22 protein-coding genes and 1 tRNA gene are annotated in these 25,370 nt (G+C 70.0%); 12 read left to right on the top strand and 11 right to left on the bottom strand.

Going from position 1 to position 25,370, the window contains the following annotated elements; translation table 11 throughout:
- The first annotated feature begins 121 nt into the window (after positions 1-121).
- Together ACIA5G_RS00235 and ACIA5G_RS00230 are read left to right on the top strand one after the other, a co-directional pair.
- Entirely contained in the window at positions 122-865 is a 744-nt protein-coding gene (locus ACIA5G_RS00235; protein ID WP_395920043.1) for a FadR/GntR family transcriptional regulator, read from the top strand.
- Between the two features lie 19 nt (positions 866-884).
- Positions 885-1,925, top strand: a complete 1,041-nt coding sequence (locus ACIA5G_RS00230; protein WP_395920042.1) for a patatin-like phospholipase family protein — start codon at positions 885-887, stop codon at positions 1,923-1,925.
- On the opposite strand, the gene ACIA5G_RS00225 is transcribed toward ACIA5G_RS00230, so the two are convergent.
- The 4 genes from ACIA5G_RS00225 to ACIA5G_RS00210 all read right to left on the bottom strand — a co-directional run bounded on the left by ACIA5G_RS00225 (position 1,911) and on the right by ACIA5G_RS00210 (position 7,652).
- Positions 1,911-2,498, bottom strand: a complete 588-nt coding sequence (locus ACIA5G_RS00225; RefSeq protein ID WP_395920041.1) for a class F sortase — start codon at positions 2,496-2,498, stop codon at positions 1,911-1,913. The two genes, ACIA5G_RS00230 and ACIA5G_RS00225, sit on opposite strands and share 15 nt — an antisense overlap.
- Complete coding sequence (locus ACIA5G_RS00220; protein WP_395920040.1) at positions 2,495-3,241, bottom strand: hypothetical protein; 747 nt, start codon at positions 3,239-3,241, stop codon at positions 2,495-2,497. The genes ACIA5G_RS00225 and ACIA5G_RS00220 overlap by 4 nt, the downstream gene beginning before the upstream one ends.
- A 63-nt stretch (positions 3,242-3,304) precedes the next feature.
- Positions 3,305-4,345, bottom strand: coding sequence for a trans-sulfuration enzyme family protein (locus ACIA5G_RS00215; protein WP_395920039.1), 1,041 nt, complete (start codon positions 4,343-4,345; stop codon positions 3,305-3,307).
- Positions 4,346-4,433: 88 nt separating this feature from the next.
- A complete protein-coding gene (locus ACIA5G_RS00210; protein ID WP_395920038.1) occupies positions 4,434-7,652 on the bottom strand; it encodes a penicillin acylase family protein in 3,219 nt (1,072 codons plus the stop codon).
- Positions 7,653-7,791: 139 nt separating this feature from the next.
- Between ACIA5G_RS00210 and ACIA5G_RS00205 the strand changes: the two genes are divergently transcribed.
- Both ACIA5G_RS00205 and ACIA5G_RS00200 read left to right on the top strand, forming a co-directional pair.
- Positions 7,792-8,166, top strand: coding sequence for an FKBP-type peptidyl-prolyl cis-trans isomerase (locus tag ACIA5G_RS00205; RefSeq protein WP_395920037.1), 375 nt, complete (start codon positions 7,792-7,794; stop codon positions 8,164-8,166).
- A gap of 173 nt (positions 8,167-8,339) precedes the next feature.
- Entirely contained in the window at positions 8,340-9,089 is a 750-nt protein-coding gene (locus ACIA5G_RS00200) for a S1 family peptidase (RefSeq protein ID WP_395920036.1), read from the top strand.
- Between the two features lie 135 nt (positions 9,090-9,224).
- Here ACIA5G_RS00200 and ACIA5G_RS00195 read toward each other — a convergent pair.
- Positions 9,225-9,307 (bottom strand) — tRNA-Leu (locus tag ACIA5G_RS00195).
- 130 nt (positions 9,308-9,437) lie between these two features.
- On the opposite strand from ACIA5G_RS00195, the gene ACIA5G_RS00190 reads away from it, so the two are divergent.
- The 7 genes from ACIA5G_RS00190 to pknB all read left to right on the top strand — a co-directional run bounded on the left by ACIA5G_RS00190 (position 9,438) and on the right by pknB (position 18,902).
- Positions 9,438-10,679, top strand: coding sequence for a DUF3662 and FHA domain-containing protein (locus ACIA5G_RS00190; protein WP_395920035.1), 1,242 nt, complete (start codon positions 9,438-9,440; stop codon positions 10,677-10,679).
- Between the two features lie 100 nt (positions 10,680-10,779).
- Positions 10,780-11,241 (top strand): FHA domain-containing protein, encoded by a 462-nt coding sequence (locus ACIA5G_RS00185; RefSeq protein WP_003079002.1) that lies wholly within the window; start codon positions 10,780-10,782, stop codon positions 11,239-11,241.
- Positions 11,238-12,635 carry a PP2C family protein-serine/threonine phosphatase gene (locus ACIA5G_RS00180; RefSeq protein ID WP_395920034.1) on the top strand — a complete coding sequence of 466 codons (1,398 nt, stop codon included), beginning with the start codon at positions 11,238-11,240 and terminating at the stop codon, positions 12,633-12,635. The genes ACIA5G_RS00185 and ACIA5G_RS00180 overlap by 4 nt, the downstream gene beginning before the upstream one ends.
- Positions 12,635-14,125, top strand: coding sequence for an FtsW/RodA/SpoVE family cell cycle protein (locus ACIA5G_RS00175; RefSeq protein WP_395920033.1), 1,491 nt, complete (start codon positions 12,635-12,637; stop codon positions 14,123-14,125). The genes ACIA5G_RS00180 and ACIA5G_RS00175 overlap by 1 nt, the downstream gene beginning before the upstream one ends.
- The gene (locus ACIA5G_RS00170; protein WP_395920032.1) at positions 14,122-15,591 is read left to right on the top strand and encodes a peptidoglycan D,D-transpeptidase FtsI family protein; all 1,470 of its coding nucleotides are present in this window, start codon (positions 14,122-14,124) and stop codon (positions 15,589-15,591) included. The genes ACIA5G_RS00175 and ACIA5G_RS00170 overlap by 4 nt, the downstream gene beginning before the upstream one ends.
- A gap of 3 nt (positions 15,592-15,594) precedes the next feature.
- Positions 15,595-16,935 carry a serine/threonine-protein kinase gene (locus ACIA5G_RS00165; protein WP_395920031.1) on the top strand — a complete coding sequence of 447 codons (1,341 nt, stop codon included), beginning with the start codon at positions 15,595-15,597 and terminating at the stop codon, positions 16,933-16,935.
- Positions 16,932-18,902 (top strand): Stk1 family PASTA domain-containing Ser/Thr kinase, encoded by a 1,971-nt coding sequence (pknB, locus tag ACIA5G_RS00160; RefSeq protein ID WP_395920030.1) that lies wholly within the window; start codon positions 16,932-16,934, stop codon positions 18,900-18,902. Before ACIA5G_RS00165 ends, pknB begins: the two co-directional genes overlap by 4 nt.
- 56 nt (positions 18,903-18,958) lie before the next feature.
- Here pknB and ACIA5G_RS00155 read toward each other — a convergent pair whose 3' ends face one another.
- From ACIA5G_RS00155 to ACIA5G_RS00140, 4 genes are all read right to left on the bottom strand, one after another.
- Complete coding sequence (locus tag ACIA5G_RS00155) at positions 18,959-19,276, bottom strand: hypothetical protein (protein WP_395920029.1); 318 nt, start codon at positions 19,274-19,276, stop codon at positions 18,959-18,961.
- A gap of 100 nt (positions 19,277-19,376) precedes the next feature.
- Positions 19,377-20,018: a hypothetical protein gene (locus tag ACIA5G_RS00150; protein WP_395920028.1), complete on the bottom strand. Its 642-nt coding sequence runs from the start codon at positions 20,016-20,018 to the stop codon at positions 19,377-19,379.
- A complete protein-coding gene (locus ACIA5G_RS00145; protein WP_395920027.1) occupies positions 20,006-20,797 on the bottom strand; it encodes an ABC transporter ATP-binding protein in 792 nt (263 codons plus the stop codon). Before ACIA5G_RS00145 ends, ACIA5G_RS00150 begins: the two co-directional genes overlap by 13 nt.
- Positions 20,794-21,438, bottom strand: coding sequence for an aminodeoxychorismate/anthranilate synthase component II (locus ACIA5G_RS00140; RefSeq protein WP_395920026.1), 645 nt, complete (start codon positions 21,436-21,438; stop codon positions 20,794-20,796). Before ACIA5G_RS00140 ends, ACIA5G_RS00145 begins: the two co-directional genes overlap by 4 nt.
- Before the next feature lie 112 nt (positions 21,439-21,550).
- Here ACIA5G_RS00140 and ACIA5G_RS00135 point away from each other — a divergent pair, with 112 nt between their 5' ends.
- The gene (locus ACIA5G_RS00135) at positions 21,551-22,870 is read left to right on the top strand and encodes an FAD-dependent oxidoreductase (RefSeq protein WP_395921826.1); all 1,320 of its coding nucleotides are present in this window, start codon (positions 21,551-21,553) and stop codon (positions 22,868-22,870) included.
- On the opposite strand, the gene ACIA5G_RS00130 is transcribed toward ACIA5G_RS00135, so the two are convergent.
- Positions 22,867-23,523, bottom strand: coding sequence for a response regulator (locus tag ACIA5G_RS00130; RefSeq protein WP_395920025.1), 657 nt, complete (start codon positions 23,521-23,523; stop codon positions 22,867-22,869). The two genes, ACIA5G_RS00135 and ACIA5G_RS00130, sit on opposite strands and share 4 nt — an antisense overlap.
- Positions 23,463-25,283, bottom strand: coding sequence for a histidine kinase (locus ACIA5G_RS00125; RefSeq protein WP_395920024.1), 1,821 nt, complete (start codon positions 25,281-25,283; stop codon positions 23,463-23,465). The genes ACIA5G_RS00130 and ACIA5G_RS00125 overlap by 61 nt, the downstream gene beginning before the upstream one ends.
- Positions 25,284-25,370 lie beyond the last annotated feature (87 nt).

The raw sequence follows: 25,370 nt of genomic DNA, 5'->3' as shown, positions 1-25,370 counted from the left end.
TCCAGGGCTGTAACAACCGGGACTTCGCCCCGGGCCGGGGGCTCCGCCACCCGGACCCCCGAAAAAGTTAGTACACTGGTCTGACCAGTAGCCTGCACGCGACGGACGTCGAGGTCAAGGGATGCGGTTCGAACCGGTGGCTCCGGTCCGCGCGTACGAGCGGGTCGTGGAGCAGATCGAGCAGGCCGTCATCAGCGGTGAGCTCAAGCCGGGCGAGCGGCTGCCGAGCGAGCGGGAGCTGATGACGCAGTTCGGCGTCGGCCGTTCGACGATCCGGGAAGCCCTGCGGGTGTTGCAGGCGGCCGAAATGATCCGGTCACGGCCCGGCGACCCGCGCGGGCCCGAGGTGCTGGCCGCGTCTCCCGTGGCGTTGCACCGGTCCATGCACCGGCTCGCGCGCGCCGACCACGTCGGGCTCGCCGAGCTCCTGCAGTTCCGGATGATCCTCGACGGCTCGGCCCACCTCCTCGCCGCCGAGCTCCGCACGGACGACGACCTCACCGGCCTCGACACTGCGCTGGAGTCGATGCGCGAAGGCGTCTCGCGCGGTTACGCCGAGTTCAGCCGCGCCGACGTCGCCTTCCACGAGGTGATCGCGCGCATCTCGCGCAACCCCCTGCTGGTGGTCAGCGAAGAAGTGGTGCGCGGGGTGGTGCTGGAACTGATCGAGGACAAGCTGGAGCACGCCAGCAACCGCGCGTCACTCATGCGCGCGTGGCTCGCGCACCACGCCGAAGTGCTCGACGCGATCCGCGCGGCCGACGGCGCCGGCGCGGCCCACCTGGCCAAACAGGCGTTGTACGACAACTACGCCGAGTACGTCCCGGCCGGGCAACGGCCACTTCTCACACCTTTGTTGCGCTGACCGCCCTACACTCCGTCGGGTGGATTCCTCGGAACGCGACGGCGTCGGACTGGCGCTTTCCGGTGGCGGCTACCGCGCGATGCTCTTCCACGCGGGAGCGCTCTGGCGGCTCAACGAACTCGGCTGGCTGCCGAAGCTGACCACCGTCTCCAGTGTCTCCGGCGGTTCGATCGCCGCGGGTGTGCTGGCGCACGCGTGGCACAAGCTGTGGTTCGGCGACGACGGCGTCGCGGAGAACTTCGGCAAGGAAGTCGTGGAGCCGCTCCGGAAGCTGGCGCGCACCAACCTCGACATCCCGGTGACGCTGAAGGCGCTGTTCATCCCCTGGCGCAGCGCGGGTGAAGAGCTCGCGCGCCGGTACGCCGAACACCTCTTCGGCGACTGCCGCCTCACGGACCTCGACGCCGCCGGCCCGCAGTTCGTGTTCACCGCGACGAGCCTGCAGGACGGTTCGCTGTGGTGGTTCTTCCGGCAGCCCGGCCCGCACGGGCAGGTGCCGCTGGCCACCGCCGTCGCCGCGTCGTCCGCCTTCCCGCCGATGCTGTCGCCGGTGGTGATCCCGGACCCGCACCGGACCGACCGCAAGATCGTGCTCAGCGACGCCGGTGTGTACGACAACCTCGGCCTCGACCCGATCGAGAACCAGCGCGCGACCATCCTGGTCAGCGACGCCGGCAAGAAGATGAAGCACGACGAGAAGCCGAAGCGGAACTGGCCGATGCAGCTGCTGCGCGTGCTGACCGTGATGGACAACCAGGTCCGTGAGCTGCGCACCGGCTCGCTGCTGAAGTCCTACCAGGACAAGCAGTTCGCCGGGACGTACTGGGCGACCTACAGCAACATCGCGAACTTCGAGCTGCCGGACGCGCTGCCCGCGCCGGTCGAGCAGACCCGCGCGCTCGCCGAGACGAAGACGCGGCTCACGAAGACGCCGGAGAAGGTGCAGGACCAGCTGATCAACTGGGGGTACGCGGTCTGCGACGCCGGGATGCGGCGCTGGGTGTGCCCCGGAGCCGCGTCGAAGCCGGAGTTCCCGTACCCCGGCTCAGGCGTTGGCTAGCTTCGCGTAGACGACGATGTTGTCCTTGTAACTGTGCTCGGCGTGGTCGAACACCCCGCCGCAGGTGATCAGCCGCAGCTCCGGCTGGTCGCTGTTGCCGTAGACGGCGTCACGCGGGAACGTGTCCTTCGGGACCTGGGTGACGCGGTCCACGACGAACTTCACCTTCTTGCCGTCACTGCGGTCGACGTCCACCTCGTCGCCGGGCGCGAGGTCCTTGAGCTTGTAGAAGATGCCCGGCTTCTTGTCGCCGTCGACGTGCCCGAGCACGATCGCCGGGCCGACGTCCCCGGGCACCGGCGACAGCTTGTACCAGGCCGCCTGCATCGGCGTGTGCACCGACGGGACGGAGATCGTGCCGTCGGTCTTCACCGCCACCGCGAGCAAGCTGGACTCGGCGCCGATCTTGGGGATCTTCACCGACGTCGGCCGGAGACCCTTGAACGGCACGCTGACCGGGCCCGACGACGGGACAGGCCCCTTGGGCGCGGCCGCCTGCGGTTCCGCGGTGCTGCACCCGGCCAGCAGGACGGCGAGCGCGGCGACCACCACACCCGCCCGCCGGACGGTCATCCGGCGGTACCGCCGAAGCCGGTCTCGATCCCGCCCTTGGGCGCCACCTTGACCTGGGCCTTCGGCGCGCTGTTGCCGGGCGCCGCCGACGTCGCGGTGGTGACCGGAGCGGTGGTGACCGGAGCGCTGCTCGACGGCGCGGCGCTCGTGGTGGTCGGCGTGCTGCTCGACGAGGTCGGCGGCTGCTCCTGCTCGAACTCGACGATCCCGATGCCCTCGACACCGTCGCAGGTGAAGGCGAACCGGGCGGTCGGGCCGGACGGCGGCGTCGAGACGGTCACCGAGTAGTTCCAGTACCGGCCGTCGGACTCGTCCTGGTCCGGGCCCGACGTGACGCTGAGGTTCAGGCTGAGGATGCCCCCGACCTTGCCGGACGCGCAGGCGACCACCAGGATCCCCTCGCCGCCGAGGCCGACGAAGCCGTGGCCGACGGCGTCCTGGTAGTTCGGGTCGTCGACCGGCGGCTCGCTGGTGGCGGAGGTCGAGGTGGTGCTCGTGACCGGGGTCGTGGTCGTGGTGACGTCGCTGGTCGGGGCCGCCGAAGTGGTGGTCGTGACCGGAGAGGAGGTCGTGGTCTCCGAAGTCGACGGTGCCGTCGTCGTGGTGGTCTCGGACGTGCTGGTCTCCGTCGTCGACGGCGCCGTGGTCGTGTCCGTCTGCGCCAGCGCGGCCGGCGCGGCGACCACAGCGGCGAGCGCACCCGCGAAGACGATCCCGGCCACCCGGCTCAGCGTTCTACCCACGACCACTCCCAAACAGCCAGCGAAACTGCGATGCCGCGACTATCGAGGATTCAGCCGTTGGTGTTACTCCGCGAGGGCGATGGACAAGTCGCGCCAGAGGTCCTCCGGATCTTCGAGACCCACGCTGAACCGGACCAGCCCGGCCGGGACGCGCTCCTCACCCGGCAGCCACGCCCGCCGCTCGACCAGGCTTTCGACCCCGCCGAGGCTCGTGGCGGCCCGGATCAGCCGGACCGATCCGCAGAACCGGTCGGCCGTTTCGGCGTCGGCCAGTTCGAAGGCGACCATCATCCCGAAGCCCGGGTACCGCACCCGGGTCACGGCGGGGTGCGCACCGAGGCGCTCGGCCAGCAGCGCGGCGGTCCGGGACTGCTCGGCCAGCCGGACCGGCATGGTCCGCAGCCCGCGCAGCGCGAGCCACGCTTCGAGGGCGCCCGGCGTCGACCCGACGCGGGTCCGCGCACCACGCAGCTCCTCGGCGACGGCCGGATCCTTGGCCACCGTGATGCCGAGCAGCAGGTCGCTGTGCCCGCCGATCAGCTTGGTCGCGCTGTGCACCACCACGTCGGCGCCCAGCTCCAGCGGCCGCTGCTGCAGCGGCGTCGCGAAGGTGTTGTCGACGACGACCCGGCCGCGCGCGGCGGCGGCAATGGTCCGGATGTCCATCACGTCGAGCGTCGGGTTGGTCGGCGACTCGAGCCAGACCAGGTCGGCCGTCGCGGCCTCGGCCACCCAGGCCGCGGTGTCGGTCGGCTCGAGCTCGGTGACGGCGAGCTTGCCGAGCTTCTGCGCGTGGGCCAGCACCCCGCGGGTCACGGCGTAGCTGAACGTCGGGACAACGACCCGCGACCCGACCGGCAGCAGGTCCAGGACGGCCGACAGGGTGGCGACCCCGGACGCGAACGCCGTCGCGTGACCGCCCTCGAGCGCCCCGATGGTCTCCTCGAGCGCGTGCCAGGTCGGCGTGCCGTCACCCCGCGCGTACACAAAATCGCCACCGGCCTGGTAGGTGCTGGTGGCGACGAGCGGCGTGTTCAGCGGCTCACCGGGTCCGTGCGGCCGGCCGGCGGCGATGGCCTTGGTGCGGGGTGTCCAGTCGTCCATGGATTCACCGTAACCGCAGGTCATGCCCCGGTCACTGTGACGAAGACGGCCGGCTCGCCCGCGCGTCCGCAGGCGAGCCGACCTGGCTTCAGTGGGCGTACACCTCGAACTCGTAGAGCGAGTACCCGTACTTCGTGCCGCGCTGGACACCCTGCAGCTTCACGAACCTGGCTTGCTGCGGAGCGAAGGACACGTTGTCCTGCCCGCCGTTCCCGTCGGTGACGACCGCCGCGTCCGTCCAGGTGACGGCGTCCGGCGAGGTCTGGATCCGGTATCCCTTGCCGTACGCCGATTCCCAGCTGAGCCCGACCCGCGAGACCTGCTGCACCGAGCCGAGGTCGACGGTGATCGCCTGGTCGTCGCTCCAGTCGCTGGCCCAGCGGGTCGAGGTGTTGCCGTCGATCGCGTTCGACGCCGGTGAGTTGTAGAAGCCGGACTCGGCGCTGGTGGCGCTGACCGTCTTCCCGGGCGCGAGGTTCGCGATGTTGTCGCCGCGGTGCGCGGTGTACTCGACGACCTGCTGGAACGTCGGGCGGTTCTGCCAGCTGATCTTGTCCTGCGTGATGCCGCCCAGCGGGTTGTGGATGATCGTGTCGGCACACCACTGGTCACCCGCGGAGCAGTTCGCGTCACCGGGGTAGACGGTGTTCGCGGCCTGGCCCGCGGCGGTGGTCAGCGAGTCGACGAGCGCCTGGCGGCACGCGGTGACGTTGCCGCCGCCGCAGAACGTGCTGCCCAGCGGGCCGGCGACCGGCTGGCCGAGCACCTGGCGGATGTCCTTGCTGACGTAACCCCACCAGCCGAACTGGAACGACGAGCCCTTGTGGGGCTGGCCCGTGTGCTGGCCGTTGCCGTTCTGGAAGCCGGACGGGCTTTCGTTGATGCCCAGCACACCCGTCATCGCGTTGTAGGCGTTGTCACCCATGCCCGGCTTGAACTCCGCCTGGACCAGGAGCGGCCACCACGCGTCGAAGATCCGGATCGCGTCGGCGTCCGCGTACGCCTTGCTGCCGGCCGAAGTCTCCTTGCGCTGCTGGCCGTGGGAGAGCCACGCCTTGAGCTTCGCCTCGGCGTCGGCGGCCGTGCCGGTGGTCGGCGTCTTGTCGAGCACCTGCAGCAACAGCGGCAGCACACGCTCGGCACGCAGGTCGGCCAGTGCGGCGTCCTCCATCGCCTGGGTCAGGTTGACCCGGGTGACCTTGGTGCCGCTGGAGATCAGCTTCTTGACGCGCGAGTCGAGCAGGTCGACGCGGTGCACGGCGGACTTGTCCGCACCCGCGGCCGCGTAGCCGTTCGCCTGCGCGTTGTTCCAGCTGACGTAGTAGTCCTGGTTGACCGACTGCGGGTGCTGCGACGCCGGGGTGTAGTTCGCGACGTTGCCGGTCGGGTTCCAGCCGATCCAGTCGTGCCCCTGGTCACCCCAGACCGGCATGTTCGGGTCCACATTGGACTGCCGCGCCGGGTTCGCGCCCGAGTTGAAGTACGCGATGTCCTTGGAGTCCGCGTAGAACCAGTTGAAAGTGTAGTTGATGTCCGCCGCGGCCTTCTGGAAGTCGGCCGCGGACTTGACGAAGCCCGGGTCGTTCAGCTCCTGGAAGCCGATCAGCGAGTCGACCTCGTGGAAGTACGAGGACCGCAGCTGCGTGTAGGCCACCGGTTTGCCGCCGACGGTCGCCCGGCTGACCACCGGCCCGTACTTCGTCCGGTAGCTGCGCAGGGTGTACGAGCCGGCCGCGGTGCCGTCGGCCACCGTCGGGCTCCAGGCGTTCTTCACCTCGACGGTGTCCATCGGCAGGCACTGGCCCTGGTAGGTGTAGTAGTTCGAGTCCTTCGTCGGCGCGGCGCCGCTCGGGTCGCACAGGTTGAGCGCGTAGGTGTCGATGATGTCCTGCGCCGACGTCGTCGCGCTCCACGAGTAGTCCTGGCCGCGGCCGAGGAGCACGTACATGCTCAGCCCGGCGAAGGCCGCGCCGCGGGCGCTGATGCCCGGGCCCTGCAGTTCCTGCAGCAGGAGCAGCTGCGGCGCGAAGTAGCCGGTCTGCGGGCCGAAGACGGCGACCGGGTGGCCGCTGGCGGTCTTGGAACCGGACACGAGCAGCGCGTTCGACATCCCGTGCTTGTCACTCAGCATGTCGCCCGGCAGCACGCCGTTCTCGAACATCCCGCGGGCGGGCTCCTGCGCGGCGGGCGCCGGGACGTCCACAGTGGACGGCGTCGCGGTCGACGCCGAGCCGGTCTTGTCGAACACCAGCTGCTGCGCGGACACCGAACCCTTGTCCGGCAGGGCCTGCCCGACCGCGTTGGCCGGCGTCTTGCCGTACGGGAAGTTCTGGCCGTCGTGCAGGGTCTTGACGGCTTCGGGATCGTCCTCGGACCGCAGGCTCTGCCAGACCTTCTCCCCCTGCACGGCGCCGTACTGCTCCTGCAGCGCCAGCTTCGCGACGGCGTTCTGCACCTCGCCGCCACCGCCGGCGCCGAACTCCGCGCCGACCAGCGAAGCGAGCGCGACCAGGTCGGTCAGCCGGAACGGGTCGATGGTGCCGGCGTTGGTGATCGCGTCGACGTGCCCGGTGAGCACGTACTCGCCCGGGAAGTAGCGGCCGCTGTGGGAGTCGGTGATGTACTTGTTGATCCCGTCGACGTACGCCTGCGCGTCGGCGAGGCCCTGCGCGCCCCGCGGGCCGCTCGCGGCGACCTTGTCGATCTGCTGCTGCAGCTCGGTGTCGGTGTACGGCGCGTTCGCGAAGAAGTCCTGCTCGAGCTCCCGGTTGGCCTCGGCGCCGCCGGCGAACGGCGTCACCTTGCCGCGGGCGGCGTGGCGCAGGACGTCCATCAGCCACAGCCGGTCCTGGGCGGCGGCGTACCCCGCGCCGAACTCGGTGCCGGCGCGGGTGGTGCCGGTGATGTGCGGGACGCCGAGCGCCTTGTCCCGCACGATCGTCACGTCGGAGCGCGGCTGGATCGTGCTGGCGACCTGGTCGGCGGCGACGCCGAACGAGGAGTCGTTGAAGTACTGGTTGATCGTCGACGTGGTCAGCGCCTGGTAGCCGCCGGCCAGGGAGGAGTACTTGCCGAGCTGGTCGCTCGCGTGCGCCGGGCGGGTGCCGAGCACCTTGTGCGCCAGGATTTCCGCGAGGGTGCCGTTGCCGTTTTCGCCGGGCGGCAGGATGTCGCTGCACTGCCCGCCGCAGTAGTCGTTGGGCGCCGCGGCCGCCTCGGCGGCCGGCGCGGTGACAGCGACCTGGGTGAGCCCGGCGACCAGGCCCGCCAGTGCCGTCAAGGTCAAGGTGCGGATGCCACGTCGCATCAGGGCTCCCTCGCTCAAAGGAGAGTGACGAAGCGCACGCTACCGAGCAGTAGGACAAGTGTGAAGACTTTTCGCGTTTTTCAGTCCTTGGGCGTAGTCCGAACGGCGCAGCCTCGCGCGCGTGGGTACGGTGGCTGCCATGACCTTGGAAAAGCCCCAGATCGACCGCCCGGACGGCACCCCGCCGGCCGACCTCGAGATCACCGACATCACGGTCGGCGACGGCGCGGAGGCCACACCCGGCAAGGCCGTCACCGTCCACTACGTCGGTGTCTCGCACTCGACCGGCGAAGAGTTCGACGCCTCCTGGAACCGCGGCGAGCCGCTGCGCTTCGGCCTCGGCGCCGGCCAGGTCATCACCGGCTGGGACCAGGGTGTCGCGGGGATGAAGATCGGCGGCCGCCGCAAGCTCGTCATCCCGCCGCACCTGGCCTACGGCGACCGCGGCGCGGGCGGCGTCATCAAGCCCGGCGAGACCCTCGTCTTCGTCGTCGACCTGGTCGGCGTGAACTGATTTCCCGGCGGTGGCGGGGATTCCCGCCACCGCCGCGGCGGTCGTCACCGCCGGGCAACGTCCGTCCGGGTGTCACCCGGTGTGCCACCGGGTGACGCCCGGCCAGGGAATTCCCCGCGCCGGGCCGCGGCAATAACCTCGAACGTCGATCACCAACTCGACGAAGGGGAAGAATGCGCCCGCGCGCCCTGCTAGCCGCTGCTGTCCTGACGATCCTGACCAGCACCACCACCCCTGCCGCCTTGGCCGCGCCAGGGGTCGCCCACGGAACGGACGTCCCCCCGGGCCGGTTCGGGTTCGTCGCGAAGCTCGCGATGACGAAGATCCCCCGCCCGGACGGCTCGACGTACAGCAGCTACTGCACGGGCGCGCTGGTCGCCCCCGCCTGGCTCCTGACCACCGGCCACTGCTTCCACGACGCGAACCGCGTCCGCGTGTCCGGCAAGACCCCGTACCCGACCACGGCGACGCTGGGCCTGACCGACGAAGCAACCGAATCGGGCATCGCCCGCAAGGTCACCGAAGTGCGCCAGGCCAAGGAGAGCGACGTGGCCCTCCTCAAGCTGGACACCCCGGTGACCACGGTCACCCCGATGAAGCTCAACCGCACCGCCCCCAAGGTCGGCGACCAGCTGACGCTGGCCGGCTGGGGCAGCCTGACCAGCACCGACCCCAAACCGGCCACCCGGATGCAGCAGGGCACGGTGACGGTGGCCAAGGTCGCCCCGACCACGTTGGGCGTCCGCGGCGCGGCCCCGGAAATCACCACGAGCGCCTGCACCTACGACTCGGGCGCCCCCTACTTCACGAACGACACCCTGGTCGCCCTGGAGGCAACGGGCCCCGGCTGCCCCCACGCGGGCATCGAAACAACCTCGAGGGCGGACGCCATCGCGGACTGGATCACCAAAACAGCGTCGTAATACACCTCGAGGTCCGCCGTGAGCGAACACCACGCAGAGCCAAACGGGTGATATTCCCCACCTGAGCACAAGAACCCCAGTCCGCCCCCAGCGCACAAAAAAGGGCCCCGGCGACCAGCCGGGGCCCTTTTGCTGTGGGCGAGGAGGGAGTTGAACCCTCACGTCCTTTCGGACACACGGACCTGAACCGTGCGCGTCTGCCATTCCGCCACTCGCCCGAGTGCTTCTCTACGACAGCGAGGAGAAGACTAGCAGGTGGTTCCGACCTGTTTCACCGGGGGCCGTGTCGAGGCTCGCTCACCCGGATAGGATCGGTGCGGAAGCACGAGTGTGAGGAGGTTTTCCCCGGTGGGCCGCGCCGAGAGATTCGACAGGCGACTCGAGAACCTGGTGGGGAACACTTTCGCGCGCATGTTCGGTGGCAACGTCGTCACGCAGGAAGTGGCGATCGCCCTGGAGCGGGAGAGTGAGGAGAACGTTCGTGAGCTGGCAGGCGGTCGGCAGCTCGCCCCGAATCACTACATCGTGTCGTTGGGGACGGCTGACCACGAGCGCATGGCCGGTGACGAGCAACGGGTCACCCAGGTGCTGGCCAAGGCGGTGGCGGAACACCTCGCCGCCGAAGGCCTGGACACCTATGGTGACGTCGTCGTATCACTCGAGCGCAACGAGGCGCTGCATACTGGACAGTTCAAGACCCGTTCGTCCGTCGATCCCGACGCCCGCCCCTCAGGCGCCGGTTCACCGCGGTCGGCACGACCCAGCAACGCAGGAGACCCAGCAATGAGCCAGCCCCCCGGCTACGGCCAATACGACCAGGGTGACCCGTACGGCCAGCAGGGCCAGTACGGCTACGGACAGCAGGGTGGCCAGCAGCCCGGGTACGACCAGGGTTACGGCCAGCAGCAGGGTGGCTACGACCAGTACGGCCAGCCGCAGCAGGGCGGTGCCTACGACCAGGGGTACGCCCAGCAGCAGGGCGGGTACGACCAGGGTGGTTACGCCCAGCCCCAGCAGGGTGGCTACGACCAGGGTTACGCCCAGCCCCAGGGCGGCGGCTACGACCAGGGTGGTTACGCCCAGCCCCAGCAGGGTGGCTACGACCAGGGTTACGCCCAGCCTCAAGGCGGCGGCTACGACCAGGGTGGTTACGCCCAGCCCCAGCAAGGCGGCTACGACCAGTACGGCGGCCAGCAGCAGGGCGGCTACGACCAGTACGGCCAGCAGGCGTACGGCCAGCCCGCCGGCGACCCGTACGCCCAGCAGCAGGGCGGCTACGCCCCGCCCGCGGCCGGGCGCCAGCTCGCGGCGAGCCTGCAGCTCGACGACGGCTCGAACCGCACGTACTCGCTCAAGCAGGGCGGGAACGTCGTGGGCCGCGGCCAGGACGCCGACTTCCGCCTCCCCGACACCGGCGTCTCGCGCCGGCACCTGGAGATCACCTGGGACGGCCAGAGCGCGACGCTCGCCGACATCGGGTCGACCAACGGCACCACCGTGAACGGCACTCCGGTCCAGACCTGGCAGCTCGCCGACGGCGACGTCATCCGGGTGGGTCATTCGTCCCTCGTGTTCCGTACACAGGGCTGACTCCGGGCACGGAATACTGTTCCCGCAGAATTGACGTGCGGGGGGACCGCGGCGTACCCGCGTCGCGGCTGCGCGGAAGAGTCGGGAGCGGACACACCAAGTGCCAGAGCTGGTCGTACAACTCACCAGGGTGGGCTTCCTCGTGCTGCTCTGGCTCTTCGTGTTCGCGGCGCTCAGAGTCGTCCGTTCGGACCTCTACGCGGCGTCAGGCATGCGCGTCCAGGTGCCGACCTTCGGGCGCAAGAAGGAGAAGAAGCCGCGCAACAGCAAGTCGCCGCAGCAGCTCCTGGTGACCCACGGCGCGCTGGCCGGGACCCGCATCGCGCTGGACGGGCGGCCGATCCTCATCGGCCGTGCCGACGACTCCACGCTGGTGCTCGACGACGACTACGCGTCGACCCGGCACGCCCGGATCGCCCAGCGCGGTGAGGACTGGTACGTGGAAGATCTGGGCTCGACGAACGGCACGTATCTCGACCGGGCTAAGGTCACTGCACCCCTCCGGGTCCCGCTCGGAGTCCCCATCCGAATCGGCAAGACGGTGATCGAGCTTCGCCCATGACTCTCGTCCTCCGCTACGCAGCCCGCAGCGACCGGGGCCTGGTGCGTTCGAGCAACCAGGACTCCGTGTACGCCGGCCCTCGCCTGCTCGCGCTCGCCGATGGCATGGGTGGGCACGCGGCGGGTGAAGTGGCCAGCAAGGTCGTCATCGCCTCCCTCGCCCCGCTCGACGACGACGAGCCGGGTGACGACCTCCTCGCCCAGCTGCGCGAGGCGGTGGCGAACGGCAACTCGGCGATCGCCGAGCTCGTCTCGCAGGACCCCGACCTCGACGGCATGGGCACCACGCTCACCGCCGTCCTGTTCGCCGGGACCCGGCTGGGCCTCGTCCACGTCGGTGACTCGCGTTGTTACCTCCTGCGCGGTGGCCAGTTCGCGCAGATCACGCGCGACGACAGCTTCGTCAACGAACTGCTCGAGCAAGGCCGGATCACGCCCGAAGAGGCGGCGGTGCACCCCCAGCGGTCGCTGCTGCTCAAGGCGCTGACCGGACACGAGGTCGAGCCGAGCCTCACCGTGCGCGAAGCGCGTCCCGGTGACCGGTACCTGATCTGCTCGGACGGCCTGTCCGGCATGGTCAGCGACGAGACGCTGACCGAAGCCGTGCAGATCCCGGACCCGCAGCGGTGCGCGGACCGGATGATCGAGCTGGCGCTCAAGGGCGGCGGCACGGACAACGTCACGGTGATCATCGCCGACGTCGTCGACGTCGACTTCGGTGAGGACGCGCCCATCGTGGGCGGCGCCGCCGGGGATGGCAGCGACGAACGGCACCAGGGCGACTCGCCCGCGGCGCGGGCCAGGGCGCTGACGCAGCCCCCGCCGCAGCCGCGCCCGGAGCTGCCGCAGCCGACCGAAGATCCCAAGGCCAAGCGCCGGAAGCGGTTCCGCTGGCTGGCCGGCGCGCTGGTCGTGCTCGTGGTGCTCGCCGCGGCCGCCATCGCGACCCGGTACTTCGTGCTGAGTCAGTACTATGTCGGCGAAGGTGCCGACCAGGAGGTCGTGATCTACCGCGGCGTCCCCGGCAGCATCCTCGGCATCGACCTGCACACCTACGAGCAGGGCTCGTGCCCGCCCAACCAGGTGTGCACGGACAAGCTGCGCGTCGACCAGCTCCAGGAAGACGCGCGGCTGGCGGTGCAGAACGGCGTCAAGAAGGACAGCCTCGACGACGCCCGGAAGTACATCGACGACTTCCTGCAGCTGCACAAGCGCCTGAACAACTGCGCGCCGGCGGGGACCCAGCCGTCCCCGACGCCGACACCTTCGGTCACGCCGACGACAACTCCGTCGGCGCCGGCCGGTTCCACCGCTCCGTCGTCGGCGAACCAGCCAGCGGGGAGGGACTGCTCGACGCCGAGTTCGACGGCACCGACGACGGGAGGCGGTAACTGATGAGCCAGCCCGCCGCAGCGCGCGCCGCCGAGCCGCTCGCCGCGCAGTTCCAGACGAACCCGCCGCGCGAGGTCCCGACCCGCCGCAACACCGAGCTGGTGCTGCTGGGGTTCGCCGCGTGCATCGTCACCATCGCCCTGGTGCTGGTGGAGGCGAACCAGGAGCAGGAGCTCACCAGCTCGATCCTCTGGCTCGGGCTGGCCTACCTCGGCATCTTCGCCGCCGCCCACCTGGCCGTCCGCAAGTGGGCGCCGTACGCGGACCCGGTGCTGCTCCCCTGCGTCGCGCTGCTGAACGGCATCGGGCTGGTGATGATCCACCGGATCGACCTGGCGCTGGCCGAGCGAGCCCTGCAGAACGGCAAGGACTACACGCCCGCCGTCACCGCGCAGGTGCTGTTCACGGTGATCTCGCTGGTGTTCTTCGTCGCCGTGCTGGTCGTGGTGAACGACCACCGCACGCTGACCCGCTACGGCTACACCGCGGGCCTGGTCGGGATCGTCGCGCTGGCGCTGCCCGCACTGCTGCCGTCGAGCCTCTCCGAGGTCAACGGCGCCAAGGTGTGGCTGAAGCTGCCGTTCTTCTCGATCCAGCCGGGCGAGTTCGCGAAGATCCTGCTGATGGTCTTCTTCGCTTCGTTCCTGGTGTCGAAGCGGGACCTGTTCATGGTGGCGGGCAAGAAGCTCGTCGGCGTCGAACTGCCGCGCGCCCGCGACCTGGGCCCGATCCTGATCGCCGCGTTCGTCTGCATCGGCATCCTGGTGTTCGAGAAGGACCTCGGCACCTCGCTGCTGTTCTTCAGCGTCATCCTGGTGATGCTGTACGTCGCGACCGAGCGGGTCATCTGGGTCGTCCTCGGGCTCAGCTTCTTCGCCGTCGGCTGCATCATCGCCTACAACCTCTTCACGCACGTCCAGCAGCGCGTCGCGAACTGGCTGGACCCGCTGGCCACCTACGACGAGGCCGGCGGCGGTTACCAGATCGCGCAGGGCCTGTTCGGGCTCGGAACCGGCGGCATGGGGGGCACCGGCCTCGGCGCGGGCCGCCCGGACATGGTCCCGGAGGCGAACACCGACTTCATCACCGCGGCGATCGGCGAAGAGCTCGGCTTCATCGGGCTGGCCGCCGTCCTGATGCTCTACTTGCTGGTCGCCATGCGCGGCATGCGCAGCGCGCTCGCCGTGCGCGACACGTTCGGCAAGCTGCTCGGCGGCGGGCTCGCGTTCACCATGGTCATGCAGATCTTCGTCGTTGTCGGCGGGGTCACGAAACTCATCCCGGAGACCGGTATCACCGCCCCGTTCCTGTCGAAGGGTGGTTCGTCGCTGCTGGCGAACTACATCCTGGTCGCGCTGCTGCTCCGGATCTCCGACGCCGCCCGCAAGCCCGCCCACCGCCCGAAGCCGCAGCAGCAGCCGCAGGCCCCGATCGCGGAAGCGCACACCGTGCTCGTGCAGCGCCCGCCGGCGAACGGGGGCGCGCAGGCATGAACACCCCGCTCCGCAAGGTCGGCATGGCGATGCTCGTGATGGTCGTCCTGCTGCTGGCGAACGCCACCTACATCCAGGTGGTCAAGGCCGACGACTACCGCACCGACTCGCGCAACGCGCGCGTCCTCTACGACGAGTTCGCCCGCCAGCGCGGCAAGATCGTTTCGCAGGCGAACGGCGAGGTGCTGGCCAGCGTCAACCCGTCGAACGACAAGTACAAGTACATCCGGACCTACGCCGACGGCGCGATGTACGCCCCGGTGACCGGCTACTACTCGATCAACTACGGCGCCGGCGGCCTCGAGCGCGCCGAGGACGACGTCCTCAACGGCTCCGACCCGCGGCTGTTCGTGCGGCGGCTGTCGGACATGGTGACCGGCCGCGACCCGAGCGGCGGCAACGTCCGGCTGACCATCGACCCGGCCGTCCAGAAGGCCGCGTACGACCTGATGATGCAGCGGGGCTACACCGGCTCGGTCGTCGCGCTGGAGCCCAAGACCGGCCGGATCCTGGCGATGGTCTCGACCCCGTCGTACGACCCGAACCAGCTGGCGTCGCACACGTCGAAGGCGCAGACCGACGCCTGGAACGCGAACAACAAGGACCCGAAGAAGCCCATGCTGAACCGGGCGATCTCCGAGACCTACCCGCCGGGCTCGACGTTCAAGCTGGTCACCGCGTCGGCCGTGCTCGAAGACGGCAAGGGCCCGGACACCCCGATCGACCCGGCGCCGAACACGAAGCTCCCCGGCACCAGCGTCACACTGGAGAACTACGCCGGCGCCGCCTGCCCCGGCACCACGTTCAAGGACGCGCTCGCGCACTCCTGCAACGTGCCGTTCGCGCAGTTCGCCGGTCAGCTCGGCCCGGAGAAGCTGAAGAAGACGGCGGCGAACTTCGGTATCGGGCAGACCGACCTGACCGTGCCGATGAAGGTGGCGCCGTCGACGGTCGGCCCGCTGGACTCGCAGGGCGCGCTCTACCAGAGTGGTATCGGTCAGCGCGACGTCCGGCTGACCCCGCTGCAGGACTGCCTGCTCGCGGCGACCGTGGCCAACAACGGAATGGCGATGAAACCGCAGCTGGTGCAGTCGGTGCTGGCGCCGGACCTGTCGACCATCGAGGACTACAGCCCGACCGAGCTCACCGGCACGGCGGCACTCTCGTCGTCGAACGCCGCGATCCTCAAGGACATGATGATCGCTTCCGAGGGCTTCACCAAGGGTGGCGGCAAGCGCCCGGACATCCAGATCGCGTCGAAGACCGGCACCGCCGAGCACGGCACGGACTCCAAGAACACCGCCCCGCACGCGTGGTACACCGGCTTCGCGCCGGCGAACGACCCGCAGATCGCCGTCGCCGTGATCGTCGAGGACGGCGGCAACCGCGGCCTCGCGGCCACCGGCGGCACGGTCGCCGCGGAGATCGGCCGCGCGGCGATCAACGCCAAGCTCGGGGGTGGATAGCGGATGCTGTCCTCCGGTCAGTTGCTGGCCGAGCGGTACAAGCTCACCAGCCGGATCGCCGTCGGCGGGATGGGCGAGGTCTGGCAGGCCAGTGACACCCGGCTGGACCGGACCGTGGCCGTCAAGATCCTCAAGGCGGAGCTCTCCGGCGACGCCGAGTTCCTCCACCGCTTCCGCACCGAGGCGCGGATGACGGCGTCCCTCAACCACCCCGGCATCGCCGCGGTGCACGACTACGGCGAGACCCTCTTCGACGGCGACCTCTCGATCGCGTACCTGGTGATGGAGCTCGTCGACGGCGACCCGCTGGCCGGGTTGCTGGCGAAGCACGGCCGGCTGTCGGCGGAGTTCACGCTCGACATGCTGGAGCAGGCGGGCAACGCGCTGCAGGCCGCGCACGAGCAGGGCCTGGTCCACCGCGACGTCAAGCCGGGCAACATCCTGGTGACCCCCGCGGGGCAGGTGAAGATCACCGACTTCGGCGTGGCGAAGGCGGCCGACGCGGCGCCGGTCACCCGGTCCGGCATGGTCATGGGCACGGCGCACTACATCGCGCCGGAGCAGGCGCTCGGGCACCCGGCGGAACCGGCGTCCGACGTCTATTCGCTGGCGGTGTGCGGTTACGAATGCCTCGCCGGGCACCGGCCGTTCCTCTCCGAAAACGCCGTGACGGTCGCGATGATGCACATCCGCGACATCGCGCCGCCGCTGCCGCCCGACGTGCCGCCCGCGGCGCGCGCGGTGATCGAGGCGACGCTGGTGAAGGACCCGCGGCAGCGCTACAACAACGGCGGCGAGTTCGCGAACGCCGTCGCCGCGGTCCGCGCCGGCATGCCGCTGCCGACGCCGTCCGGGCTGGTCAATGCCACGTACTCGACCGGCCAGCACCCCGCACAGCCGCCGGCTTCGACCGGCCAGCACCCGATCCAGCAGCCGCCGCCGCAGCAGGTCCCGCCGCAGCAGCAGCACATGCCGGTCGGCCCGCCGTCGCCGGCGGTGAACCCGATGGTCGCGATCGGCCCGCCGTCCCGGCCTGTAATGCGTCCGGCCATGGCGCCGATGGCCAAGAAGAAGTCCCAATGGGGCTGGTGGGCGCTCCTCGCGGCGATCCTGCTCGTTGTCCTGGTGGCGGGCATCGTGCTGGTGGCGAAGATGATCGGCAGCTCCGGCTCGCCACCACGCACCGGCCAGACGACGAGCCAGGTGGTCCCGGGCAGACAGCCGCCCGCGGAGGAGCCGCCCGCTTCGAGTGCCTACCCGGCGGACACTCCCGGCACGACCGACGATGGCCAGCAAGGCATCATGACCACACCTTGGACGGAATGGAACGGCACCCAGAGATGAGCACACCCAGACTGCTCTCCAACCGGTACGAGCTGGGCGAAACGCTCGGCTACGGAGGCATGTCCGAGGTCCATCACGGCCACGACGTGCGCCTCGGCCGGGAAGTCGCAATCAAGATCCTCCGTGCCGACCTCGCCAGGGACCCGCAGTTCCAAGAGCGCTTCCGCCGTGAAGCGCAGAACGCCGCCGCGCTGAACCACCCGGCGATCGTCGCGGTCTACGACACCGGCGAGACGAACACCGAGTTCGGGCCGCTGCCGTACATCGTCATGGAGTACGTCGAAGGCCGGACGCTGCGCGACATCGTCAAGACCGAAGGCCCGATGTCGCAGAAGCGGGCGATGGAGGTCATGGCGGACGTCTGCGCGGCGCTGGACTTCTCGCACCGCCACGGCATCGTGCACCGCGACGTCAAGCCGGCCAACGTGATGATCACGAAGAACGGCGCGGTCAAGGTGATGGACTTCGGCATCGCGCGCGCGATGCACGACGGCCAGTCCGCCATGACCCAGACCGCCGCGGTGATCGGCACGGCGCAGTACCTGTCGCCGGAGCAGGCCCGCGGTGAGTCGGTCGACGCCCGGTCCGACGTCTACGCCGCCGGCTGCGTGCTGTACGAGCTGATCACCGGCGAGCCGCCGTTCACCGGGGACTCCCCGGTCGCGGTCGCCTACCAGCACGTCCGGGAGGACCCGAACCCGCCGTCGTCGGTGAACCCGGCGGTGGCGCCCGAGCTCGACGCCGTGGTGCTCAAGGCGCTGGCCAAGGGCCCGGCGAACCGCTACCAGTCGGCCGCGGAGATGCGCTCGGACCTGGTGCGCACGCTTTCGGGCCAGCGCCCGGCGGCGCCGATGGTGATGTCCGAGGACGAGCGCACGCAGGTGATGAACGCCGACCGGCGGCAGCCGCAGCGCTACGAGGAGTACAACGAGCCGGACGACGAGGACCCGAAGGCCAAGCGCCGTCGCCGGACCATCCTCGCCGTGCTGGCCGCGGTGTTCGTGCTGGGCGCGGTGCTGCTCATCATGTGGCTGTCCAACGCGTTCAAGAGCAACGACCCGACCACGGCCGCCATCCCGGACGTGCTGCACCAGTCGTTGCCGCAGGCCCAGGAACAGCTGCGCGGCAAGGGGTTCCAGACGTTCGAAAGCAAGAACGTCCCCTGCGGTGTCACGCCCACCGACGGCAACCCGCAGTGCAGCCAGGACGACATCAACAAGGTCATCCAGGTGAACCCGGCGATCGGCACCGAGGTGGCGACCAGCACGAAGATCATCCTGACGGTCGGGGTGTCGCCGGGCAAGGCCAGCGTGCCGGACCTCAAGAACAAGACGCGTGACCAGGCCGAGAAGGCGCTGACCGACGCGAAGCTGACCCTCGACCAGAACGTCGACGAGGTCGAGGTGGACGACCCGAACCAGGCCGGCCTGGTTCAGCTGCAGACCCCGACCGCGGGGTCCGAGGTCCCCGAGGGCTCGAGCGTGAAGATCACCGTGGCCAAGTCCAAGGAGCTCAAGCAGGTCCAGGACTTCACCGGTAAGCCGTATTCGCAGGCCGACTCCGCGCTGCGGGGCGCCGGCTTCAGGACGAAGAAGGTCGACCAGGCCTCGGACTCGGTCCCGAAGGACACGGTCATCACGCAGAACCCCAACGGTGGTTCGGTGACGGCGGGCAGCCTCATCACGCTGACGGTGTCGAGCGGCCCGGACGACTCCAAGATCCAGATGCCGAACCTCTCCGGCATGACGGTCGACGAGGCTCAGCAGAAGATGGAGAGCATGGGCTGGACCGGGCAGCTCAAGCAGCAGTCCGACAAGACCAGCAACAAACCCGAGGGCACCGTCACCAAGCAGAGCGTCTCGCCGGGTACCGAGATCGAGAAGGACCAGGCCATCACGGTCGGGGTGTCGGAAGGCAACGGGGGCTTCCCGTTCCCGACGACGAGCACTCCCGGTGGCGCGCCCTGATCCCCGTTCACAAGAAGAAGGCCCGCACGGTTCGCCGTGCGGGCCTTCTTCGTTGTTCAGGCTTTGTCGAGGAATCCCCGGACCGCGCCGAGGACCTGTTCGGCGTCACTCGCGGCGCCGCAGTCGAGCTCGAGCTCCTCGGCGGCGCCCGAGCGTTTGACCTTGAGGGAGACGCGGGATTCGCGGTAGCGCCGCAACCACCCGAAGAGCGAGCGGCAGAAGACGCCGGCGGAGTTGCTCGTCACGCCGACCACCACGGCGTCGAAAAGCTGGACACGGCCGCGGAGCTCGTCTTCGCCACGCAGCCAGGCGGCGAGCCCAGGGAGCTCGCCTTCGGAGTTTGGCACGGTGATCGCAACGATCCCAGCCGTCACCCGGTCTCCCTTCACCCAGAATCGGAGAGGACCCGAACTTTAGTCGGCCGCGAGGCCCGGCTGGAAGCCCGTGGGGGAAATTGAATTCTGCAATTTGCAGTCAGGAGCGGCGGCGGACCAGTTCCGAGACGACGAGGAAGCTCGCGGCCAGCACCACCACCGACGTCACGACCGCCAGCACCAGCGGCCCGCCGACCGGTTCTTCGTCGGTCAGGGCGTGCAGCAGCGGGTGGACCAGCGGAATCTTCGCCAGCAGCACGACGATCAGGGTGACCACGGCGGCCAGCACCGTCCAGCCGATGCGGTGCACCAGCAGCCGCGAGCACGGGAGCGCGATCGCGATGCCCAGCAGCGCGCACGCCAGGTGGGCGAGGAGCCCGATGCCGAGCGCCGACGGCTGGACCTTGAACGCCTTGAGCGCCGACCACGCCTCGGTGATCACGGTGAGCACCAGCGAGCAGGCCAGCACGGTGACGATCGCGCCGGTGACCATCCGCCGCCACTGCCGCGCATGGCTCAACGTGATCAGCCGCTGCACCGGGTCTTCGATGTCGAGCAGCGCGATCGTCAGCCAGCACGACACCACCAGCAGGCCGCCGGCACTGACGCCGAACAGCGGCAGCGGCGGGGAGTTCGGGTCGGCGTAGAGGATCACGCACAGCGCGAGGTAGGCCAGCAGCGCCGGCAGGTACCGCTGCGAATGCCCGAGCAGCGCGAGGTAGTACCGCGTCATCGGGAGCACGGCGCGACCTCCCGCACCGACCAGCCGTCCTTGAGGGCGCGCAGCAGGACGGCGTCGGCGGATTCGGCTTCGACGGTCAGCACCACCCGGTCGGCCTCGGCGACGGCGTGCCGCACGCCGGGCTCGTCCGCCCAGTCGGTGCCGCGCCCGCGCAGCACGATCCGCGTTGCCGGGTCGGCACTTTCGGCGGTGAGCCGTCCCTGGTCCATCAGGTGGACCACGTCGGCGTGGTCGTGCACCACCTGCGGCCGGTGGTCGGTGAACACGACGCTCGCCCCGCGCGCCCGCGTCTCCGCGACGAGCTCACCGAGGATCGTGTGCGTCCCGACGTCGAGGCCGGACCACGGCTCGTCGAGGATCAGCAGATCCGGCCGGACCATCACGGCCTGCGCGAGCCCGACCTTTTGCGCGTTGCCCTTGGACAGCGTGCGCAGCGGCGCCGTCGGGCCGCCGACCAGCGCGAGCCGCTCGAGCAGCGGGTCGATCACCGAGAGGTCGGCGAGCCCGTGGATGCGTGCCATGTGCCGCAGGTAGGCCCGCGCGCCCATGCGCTGGCCGGCCGGGAAGCGGTCCGGCAGGTAGCCGATCCGCGGGGTGCCGGTGAGGGTGCCGGTGGTGGCGTGCGAGACGCCGGCCATGATCCGCAGCAGGGTCGACTTGCCGGAGCCGTTGCTGCCGAGGACGCCGACGACGTGCCCGGGCTCGACGCTGAGGTCGACGTCACGCAGGACGAAGTCGCCGCGCCCGTACCGCTTGCCGACTCCCTCGAGCCGGATCACGCAACAGCGGCCTTCTGGAGCGCCCGGGTCGCCCGCTCGAGCTCGTCGACCCGGGCCGGGTCGACGGGGTGCCCGGCGGCGGCCAGCCAGTTCGCGAGCATCCGGTGGCCGCCCTCGGTGAGCACGGACTCCGGGTGGAACTGGACGCCTTCCAGCGGCAGCTCGCGGTGGCGCATGCCCATCACGATGCCGGACTCGGTGCGGCCGGTGATCTCGAAGACGTCGTCCGGGATGGTGTCCGGCACCACGGTCAGCGAGTGGTACCGCGTGGCCGTGAACTCCGCCGGCAGGTTCCTCAGGACGCCGGCGCCGGTGTGGCGCACCTGGCTCGTCTTGCCGTGGAGCAGTTCGGGAGCGCGGTCGACGGTCGCGCCGTAAACGACGCCGAGCGCTTGGTGACCGAGGCAGACACCGAGCATCGGTGTGCGCGTCTCGGCGCACTTGCGGACGACGTCCATGCTCTGACCAGCGCGTTCGGGGGTGCCCGGGCCGGGCGAGACGAGCACGGCGTCGAACTCGGGCACGCGGTCGAGGTCCACGACGTCGTTGCGCCAGACCGTGCAGTCGGCGCCGAGCTGGGCCAGGTACTGGACCAGGTTGTAGACAAAACTGTCGTAGTTGTCGACGACGAGAACGCGCATGGCGCCGAGCTTACCGGCTCCCACCTGGTGGACCGTACCGCAAATCACATTTTAGGTTAGGGCAACCTAACTTACCGTGGAGCGGGTGAGCCGATCTCTTCGCGTAGCCGTCGTGGGCGCTGGTCCCGCCGGCATCTACGCCGCCGACATCCTGGACAAGTCCGACGCCGACGTGACGATCGACCTTTTTGAACGGATGCCCGCGCCCTTCGGGCTGATCCGCTACGGCGTCGCGCCCGACCACCCGCGCATCAAGGGCATCGTGACCGCGCTGCACAAGGTGCTCGACAAGCCGAACATCCGGCTGCTGGGCAACATCGACTACGGCACCGACATCAAGCTCGAAGAGCTCCAGGAGTTCTACGACGCGGTGATCTTCTCGACCGGCGCGTCCGCCGACCGCGCGCTCGACATCCCGGGCGCCGAGCTGGACGGCAGCTACGGCGCCGCCGACTTCGTCTCCTGGTACGACGGCCACCCGGACGTCCCGCGCACCTGGCCGCTGAACGCGACTTCGGTTGCGGTGCTGGGGGTCGGGAACGTGGCGCTCGACGTCGCGCGCGTCCTCGCGAAGACGGCCGACGAGCTGCTGCCCACCGACATCCCGGACAACGTCTACCAGGGCCTGAAGGCCAGCCCGATCACCGACGTGCACGTGTTCGGCCGCCGCGGCCCGGCGCAGGCGAAGTTCACCCCGCTGGAGCTGCGGGAGCTCGACCACTCGCCGAACGTCGAGGTCATCGTGTCCCCGGAGGACATCGAGTTCGACGACGGCAGCATCGCGGCGCTGCGCGCGTCCAAGCAGATCGACATGGTCGTGAAGACGTTGCAGGAGTGGGCGATCCGCGAGCCGGGGACCCGCCCGCGCCGGCTGCACCTGCACTTCTTCCACTCCCCTTCGGAAATCCTCGGTGCCGACGGGCGCGTGACGGGCCTGCGAACGGAACGCACCGAGCTGACCGGCGACGGAAACGTGCGCGGCACGGGCGAATTCCACGACTGGGACGTCCAGGCGGTGTACCGCGCGGTCGGCTACCTGTCGTCCCACCTGCCGGAGATCCCGTTCGACCACGTCGACGGCGTGGTCCCGAACCAGGCCGGCCGGGTGCTGGACCTGGACGAGAACCAGCTGCCGGGCGTGTACGTGACGGGCTGGATCAAGCGCGGCCCGATCGGCCTCATCGGCCACACGAAGGGCGACGCGGCGGAGACGATCGCCAGCCTGCTCTCGGACGCGGACACGTTGAACGCCCCGAAGCACAATTCCCCGGACGCGATCCTCGACTTCCTCGCGACCCGCGGCATTCCGTTCACGACGTGGGAAGGCTGGGGCAAGCTCGACGCGCACGAGAAGTCACTGGGCCTGGCCGCCGGTCGTGAGCGGATCAAGGTGGTCGAGCGTGAAGAGATGACCCGGGTTTCGCGCGGCTAACCGGCACCGAGGTAAGCGAGGACGGCCAGCACGCGGCGGTTCGTATCGTCCGAAGCCGAGATGCCGAGCTTCTGGAAGATGTTCGCCGTGTGCTTGCCGACCGCGCCTTCGCTGAAGTGCAGCCGGGCCGCGATGGCCGCGTTGGAACAGCCCTCGGCCATCAGGCCCAGGACCTCGCGCTCTCGAGGCGTCAACGCGGACAAGGGGTCGGAGGCGTTGCCGGCCACCAGTTTGGCGATCACCTCGGGGTCCATCACCGTGCCGCCGGCGGCGACACGGCGGACCGCGTCGATGAACTGGTCCGAGTTGAAGACGCGGTCCTTCAGCAGGTAGCCGATCGCGCCGGTGCCGTCGGCGAGGAGTTCGCGGGCGTACAGCTGCTCGACGTGCTGGGACAGCACCAAGATCGGCAAGCCCGGCATCTCGCGCCGGGCCGCCAGCGCCACCTGCAGGCCTTCGTCCGTGTTCGTCGGTGGCATCCGAACGTCCACAACGGACACTTCGGGTCGGTGCTCACGCAGTGCCGCCGCCAGTTCGGGACCGCTGCCGACCGCCGCGACGACGTCGAAGCCGTGGGCTGCTAACAGGTGTGTCAGACCGTCTCGGAGGAGGTACTGGTCTTCGGCGACGACGGTTCTGGGTCGATCTGGCACGGGATCTCCACGGTCGCCCTCGTCGGCCCGCCGATCGGGCTGGTCAGGGTCAACCTACCGTCGAAGCCGCCGAGCCGGCGCTCGATCCCGCGCAGTCCGGTGCCCCGCGCCGGGTCCGCGCCGCCCTTGCCGTCGTCGGTCACCACCAGCGTCAGCAGTTCGTCGGCGAAGCCGATCTCGATCGACACTCGCCGCGAGCCGTGTTTTGCCGCGTTGCCCAGCAGTTCCGACACCGTGAAGTACGCGCACGCCTCCACCGGCTCCTCGACTCGCCCCGGCAGCGAGCCGGTGACCTGCGTCTTCAGCGGGCTGTCCAAGGCGAGCGCGCGGATCGCGTCCACCAGCCCACGCTCGGACAGCACCGGCGGGTGGATGCCGCGGATCAGCACCCGCAGTTCCGTGAGCGCTTCCGACGACGCCGAGCGCAGTTCGGCCGCGAGCCGCTTCGCCGCCGCCGGGTCGGTGTCGACCAGCGCCTCGACCGCGCCGAGCTTCATCCCCATCGCGACCAGCCGCGACTGGATGCCGTCGTGCAGGTCGCGTTCGATCCGCCGCAGCTCCGCCGCCTGCGTGATCGTGACGTCGGCGCGGGTCTGCTTCAGCCGTTCGACGCGGTGAGCGAGCCGGGACGACTCGGTCGGCCCGAGCCACACCCGCGCGAACAGCGCCTGCTGCCGCGCGAGCCACGTCGTCGGCGCGAGCCCGGCGACCAGCGCGACCAGGAACAACGGGGTCTGTGCGAGCGCGCCGAGGTGCGTCGACACCTCGGGCAGGAAGACCCACCGGACCGGCGACGTCACGAACGGCCGCCACACCCACAGCGTCCCCAGGCCGATCAGCCCCCAGCCGAGCAGCACGAACGTGGGCAGCGTCAGCGCCAGCGAAACCAGCGGGATCAGGCCGCCGCCGGCGAGGTCGCGCCAGGTGGCCCGGTCTCGCAGGATCCACCGCGAGCGGGCGTGCTGGACCGGCCAGAACGGCTCCTCGTACAGCTGCTTGCCGACCTGGAAGAGCCCGTCCGGGCGGGGCACCGGCAGGCCGGGCGGCGGCAGGTACGGGCGCGGGATCCGCACTCCCGTCCAGTTCCCGGCCTCGCGGCGCAGCGTGTCCGTGATGGTCCGGCTCCACAGCACGACCGGCGCCGCGACCGGCAGCGCGCCGACGATGACGACGAACTGCCACACCGAAAACACCAGCTGCACCAGGGAAAGCGCGAGGATGCCGGCCTGGTGCCCGAACGACTCGAGGTGCCGGTGCACCCAGTTCTTACGGTGTTCGACCACCGGGCGCGGGCCGATCCACCAGCGTGTCCACTGGCCGTAACCCCGCAGCACCACTGGTCCACCGAGCAGCACGGCGACCGGCAGCAGCAGCGTGACCAGCGGGTTGAGCAGCTGCCAGGTGAACTCGCGGCCCGCGGCCGGGTCCTCCAGCGCCCACGTGAGCCGGCGTTGCCAGCGAATCCAGAACACCCGCTTGTAGAGCGTGTTGCCGTCGCGGTACCAGCCGTCCCGCTCGCGCGCCGGCTCCGGCGGCTCGGGCTGGTAGGGCACTTCGATCTCGACGCCGCACCAGCGCGCGGCCAGCGCCCGGGCCTTCGTCGAGCGGCCCCGGGTCCATTCGACCGCGGGACCGAGGAAGAACACCAGGCCGACGCACAGCAGCGCAAACGCGATCAGCTCGACAACCACGTCGACCCAGCTGAGCAACGAGAACGCGGCCAGCGCCAACGCTCGCCCGAGCGCACGCAGGTACGTCATCCGGCACCTCCTTCCCCCGAGATCTTGGCCGACCCGCCCGCGCCCGCGCAGTGCTGAAAGCCCCACAGCGGGGGTGGGCCCAGCCCC

Source organism: Amycolatopsis sp. NPDC051758 (assembly GCF_044453095.1).
Lineage (GTDB): Bacteria > Actinomycetota > Actinomycetes > Mycobacteriales > Pseudonocardiaceae > Amycolatopsis.
The sequence above is the reverse complement of the archived record's forward strand: the minus strand, read 5'-3'. Positions and strand labels throughout refer to the sequence as shown.

Coding starts and splice junctions, on each gene's coding strand:
- ACIA5G_RS00235 (WP_395920043.1), top strand. CDS start 122: ATGCGGTTCGAACCGGTGGCTCCGGTCCGCGCGTACGAGCGGGTCGTG.
- ACIA5G_RS00225 (WP_395920041.1), bottom strand. CDS start 2,498: ATGACCGTCCGGCGGGCGGGTGTGGTGGTCGCCGCGCTCGCCGTCCTG.
- ACIA5G_RS00215 (WP_395920039.1), bottom strand. CDS start 4,345: ATGGACGACTGGACACCCCGCACCAAGGCCATCGCCGCCGGCCGGCCG.
- ACIA5G_RS00210 (WP_395920038.1), bottom strand. CDS start 7,652: ATGCGACGTGGCATCCGCACCTTGACCTTGACGGCACTGGCGGGCCTG.
- ACIA5G_RS00205 (WP_395920037.1), top strand. CDS start 7,792: ATGACCTTGGAAAAGCCCCAGATCGACCGCCCGGACGGCACCCCGCCG.
- ACIA5G_RS00200 (WP_395920036.1), top strand. CDS start 8,340: ATGCGCCCGCGCGCCCTGCTAGCCGCTGCTGTCCTGACGATCCTGACC.
- ACIA5G_RS00180 (WP_395920034.1), top strand. CDS start 11,238: ATGACTCTCGTCCTCCGCTACGCAGCCCGCAGCGACCGGGGCCTGGTG.
- ACIA5G_RS00175 (WP_395920033.1), top strand. CDS start 12,635: ATGAGCCAGCCCGCCGCAGCGCGCGCCGCCGAGCCGCTCGCCGCGCAG.
- ACIA5G_RS00170 (WP_395920032.1), top strand. CDS start 14,122: ATGAACACCCCGCTCCGCAAGGTCGGCATGGCGATGCTCGTGATGGTC.
- ACIA5G_RS00165 (WP_395920031.1), top strand. CDS start 15,595: ATGCTGTCCTCCGGTCAGTTGCTGGCCGAGCGGTACAAGCTCACCAGC.
- pknB (WP_395920030.1), top strand. CDS start 16,932: ATGAGCACACCCAGACTGCTCTCCAACCGGTACGAGCTGGGCGAAACG.
- ACIA5G_RS00140 (WP_395920026.1), bottom strand. CDS start 21,438: ATGCGCGTTCTCGTCGTCGACAACTACGACAGTTTTGTCTACAACCTG.
- ACIA5G_RS00125 (WP_395920024.1), bottom strand. CDS start 25,283: ATGACGTACCTGCGTGCGCTCGGGCGAGCGTTGGCGCTGGCCGCGTTC.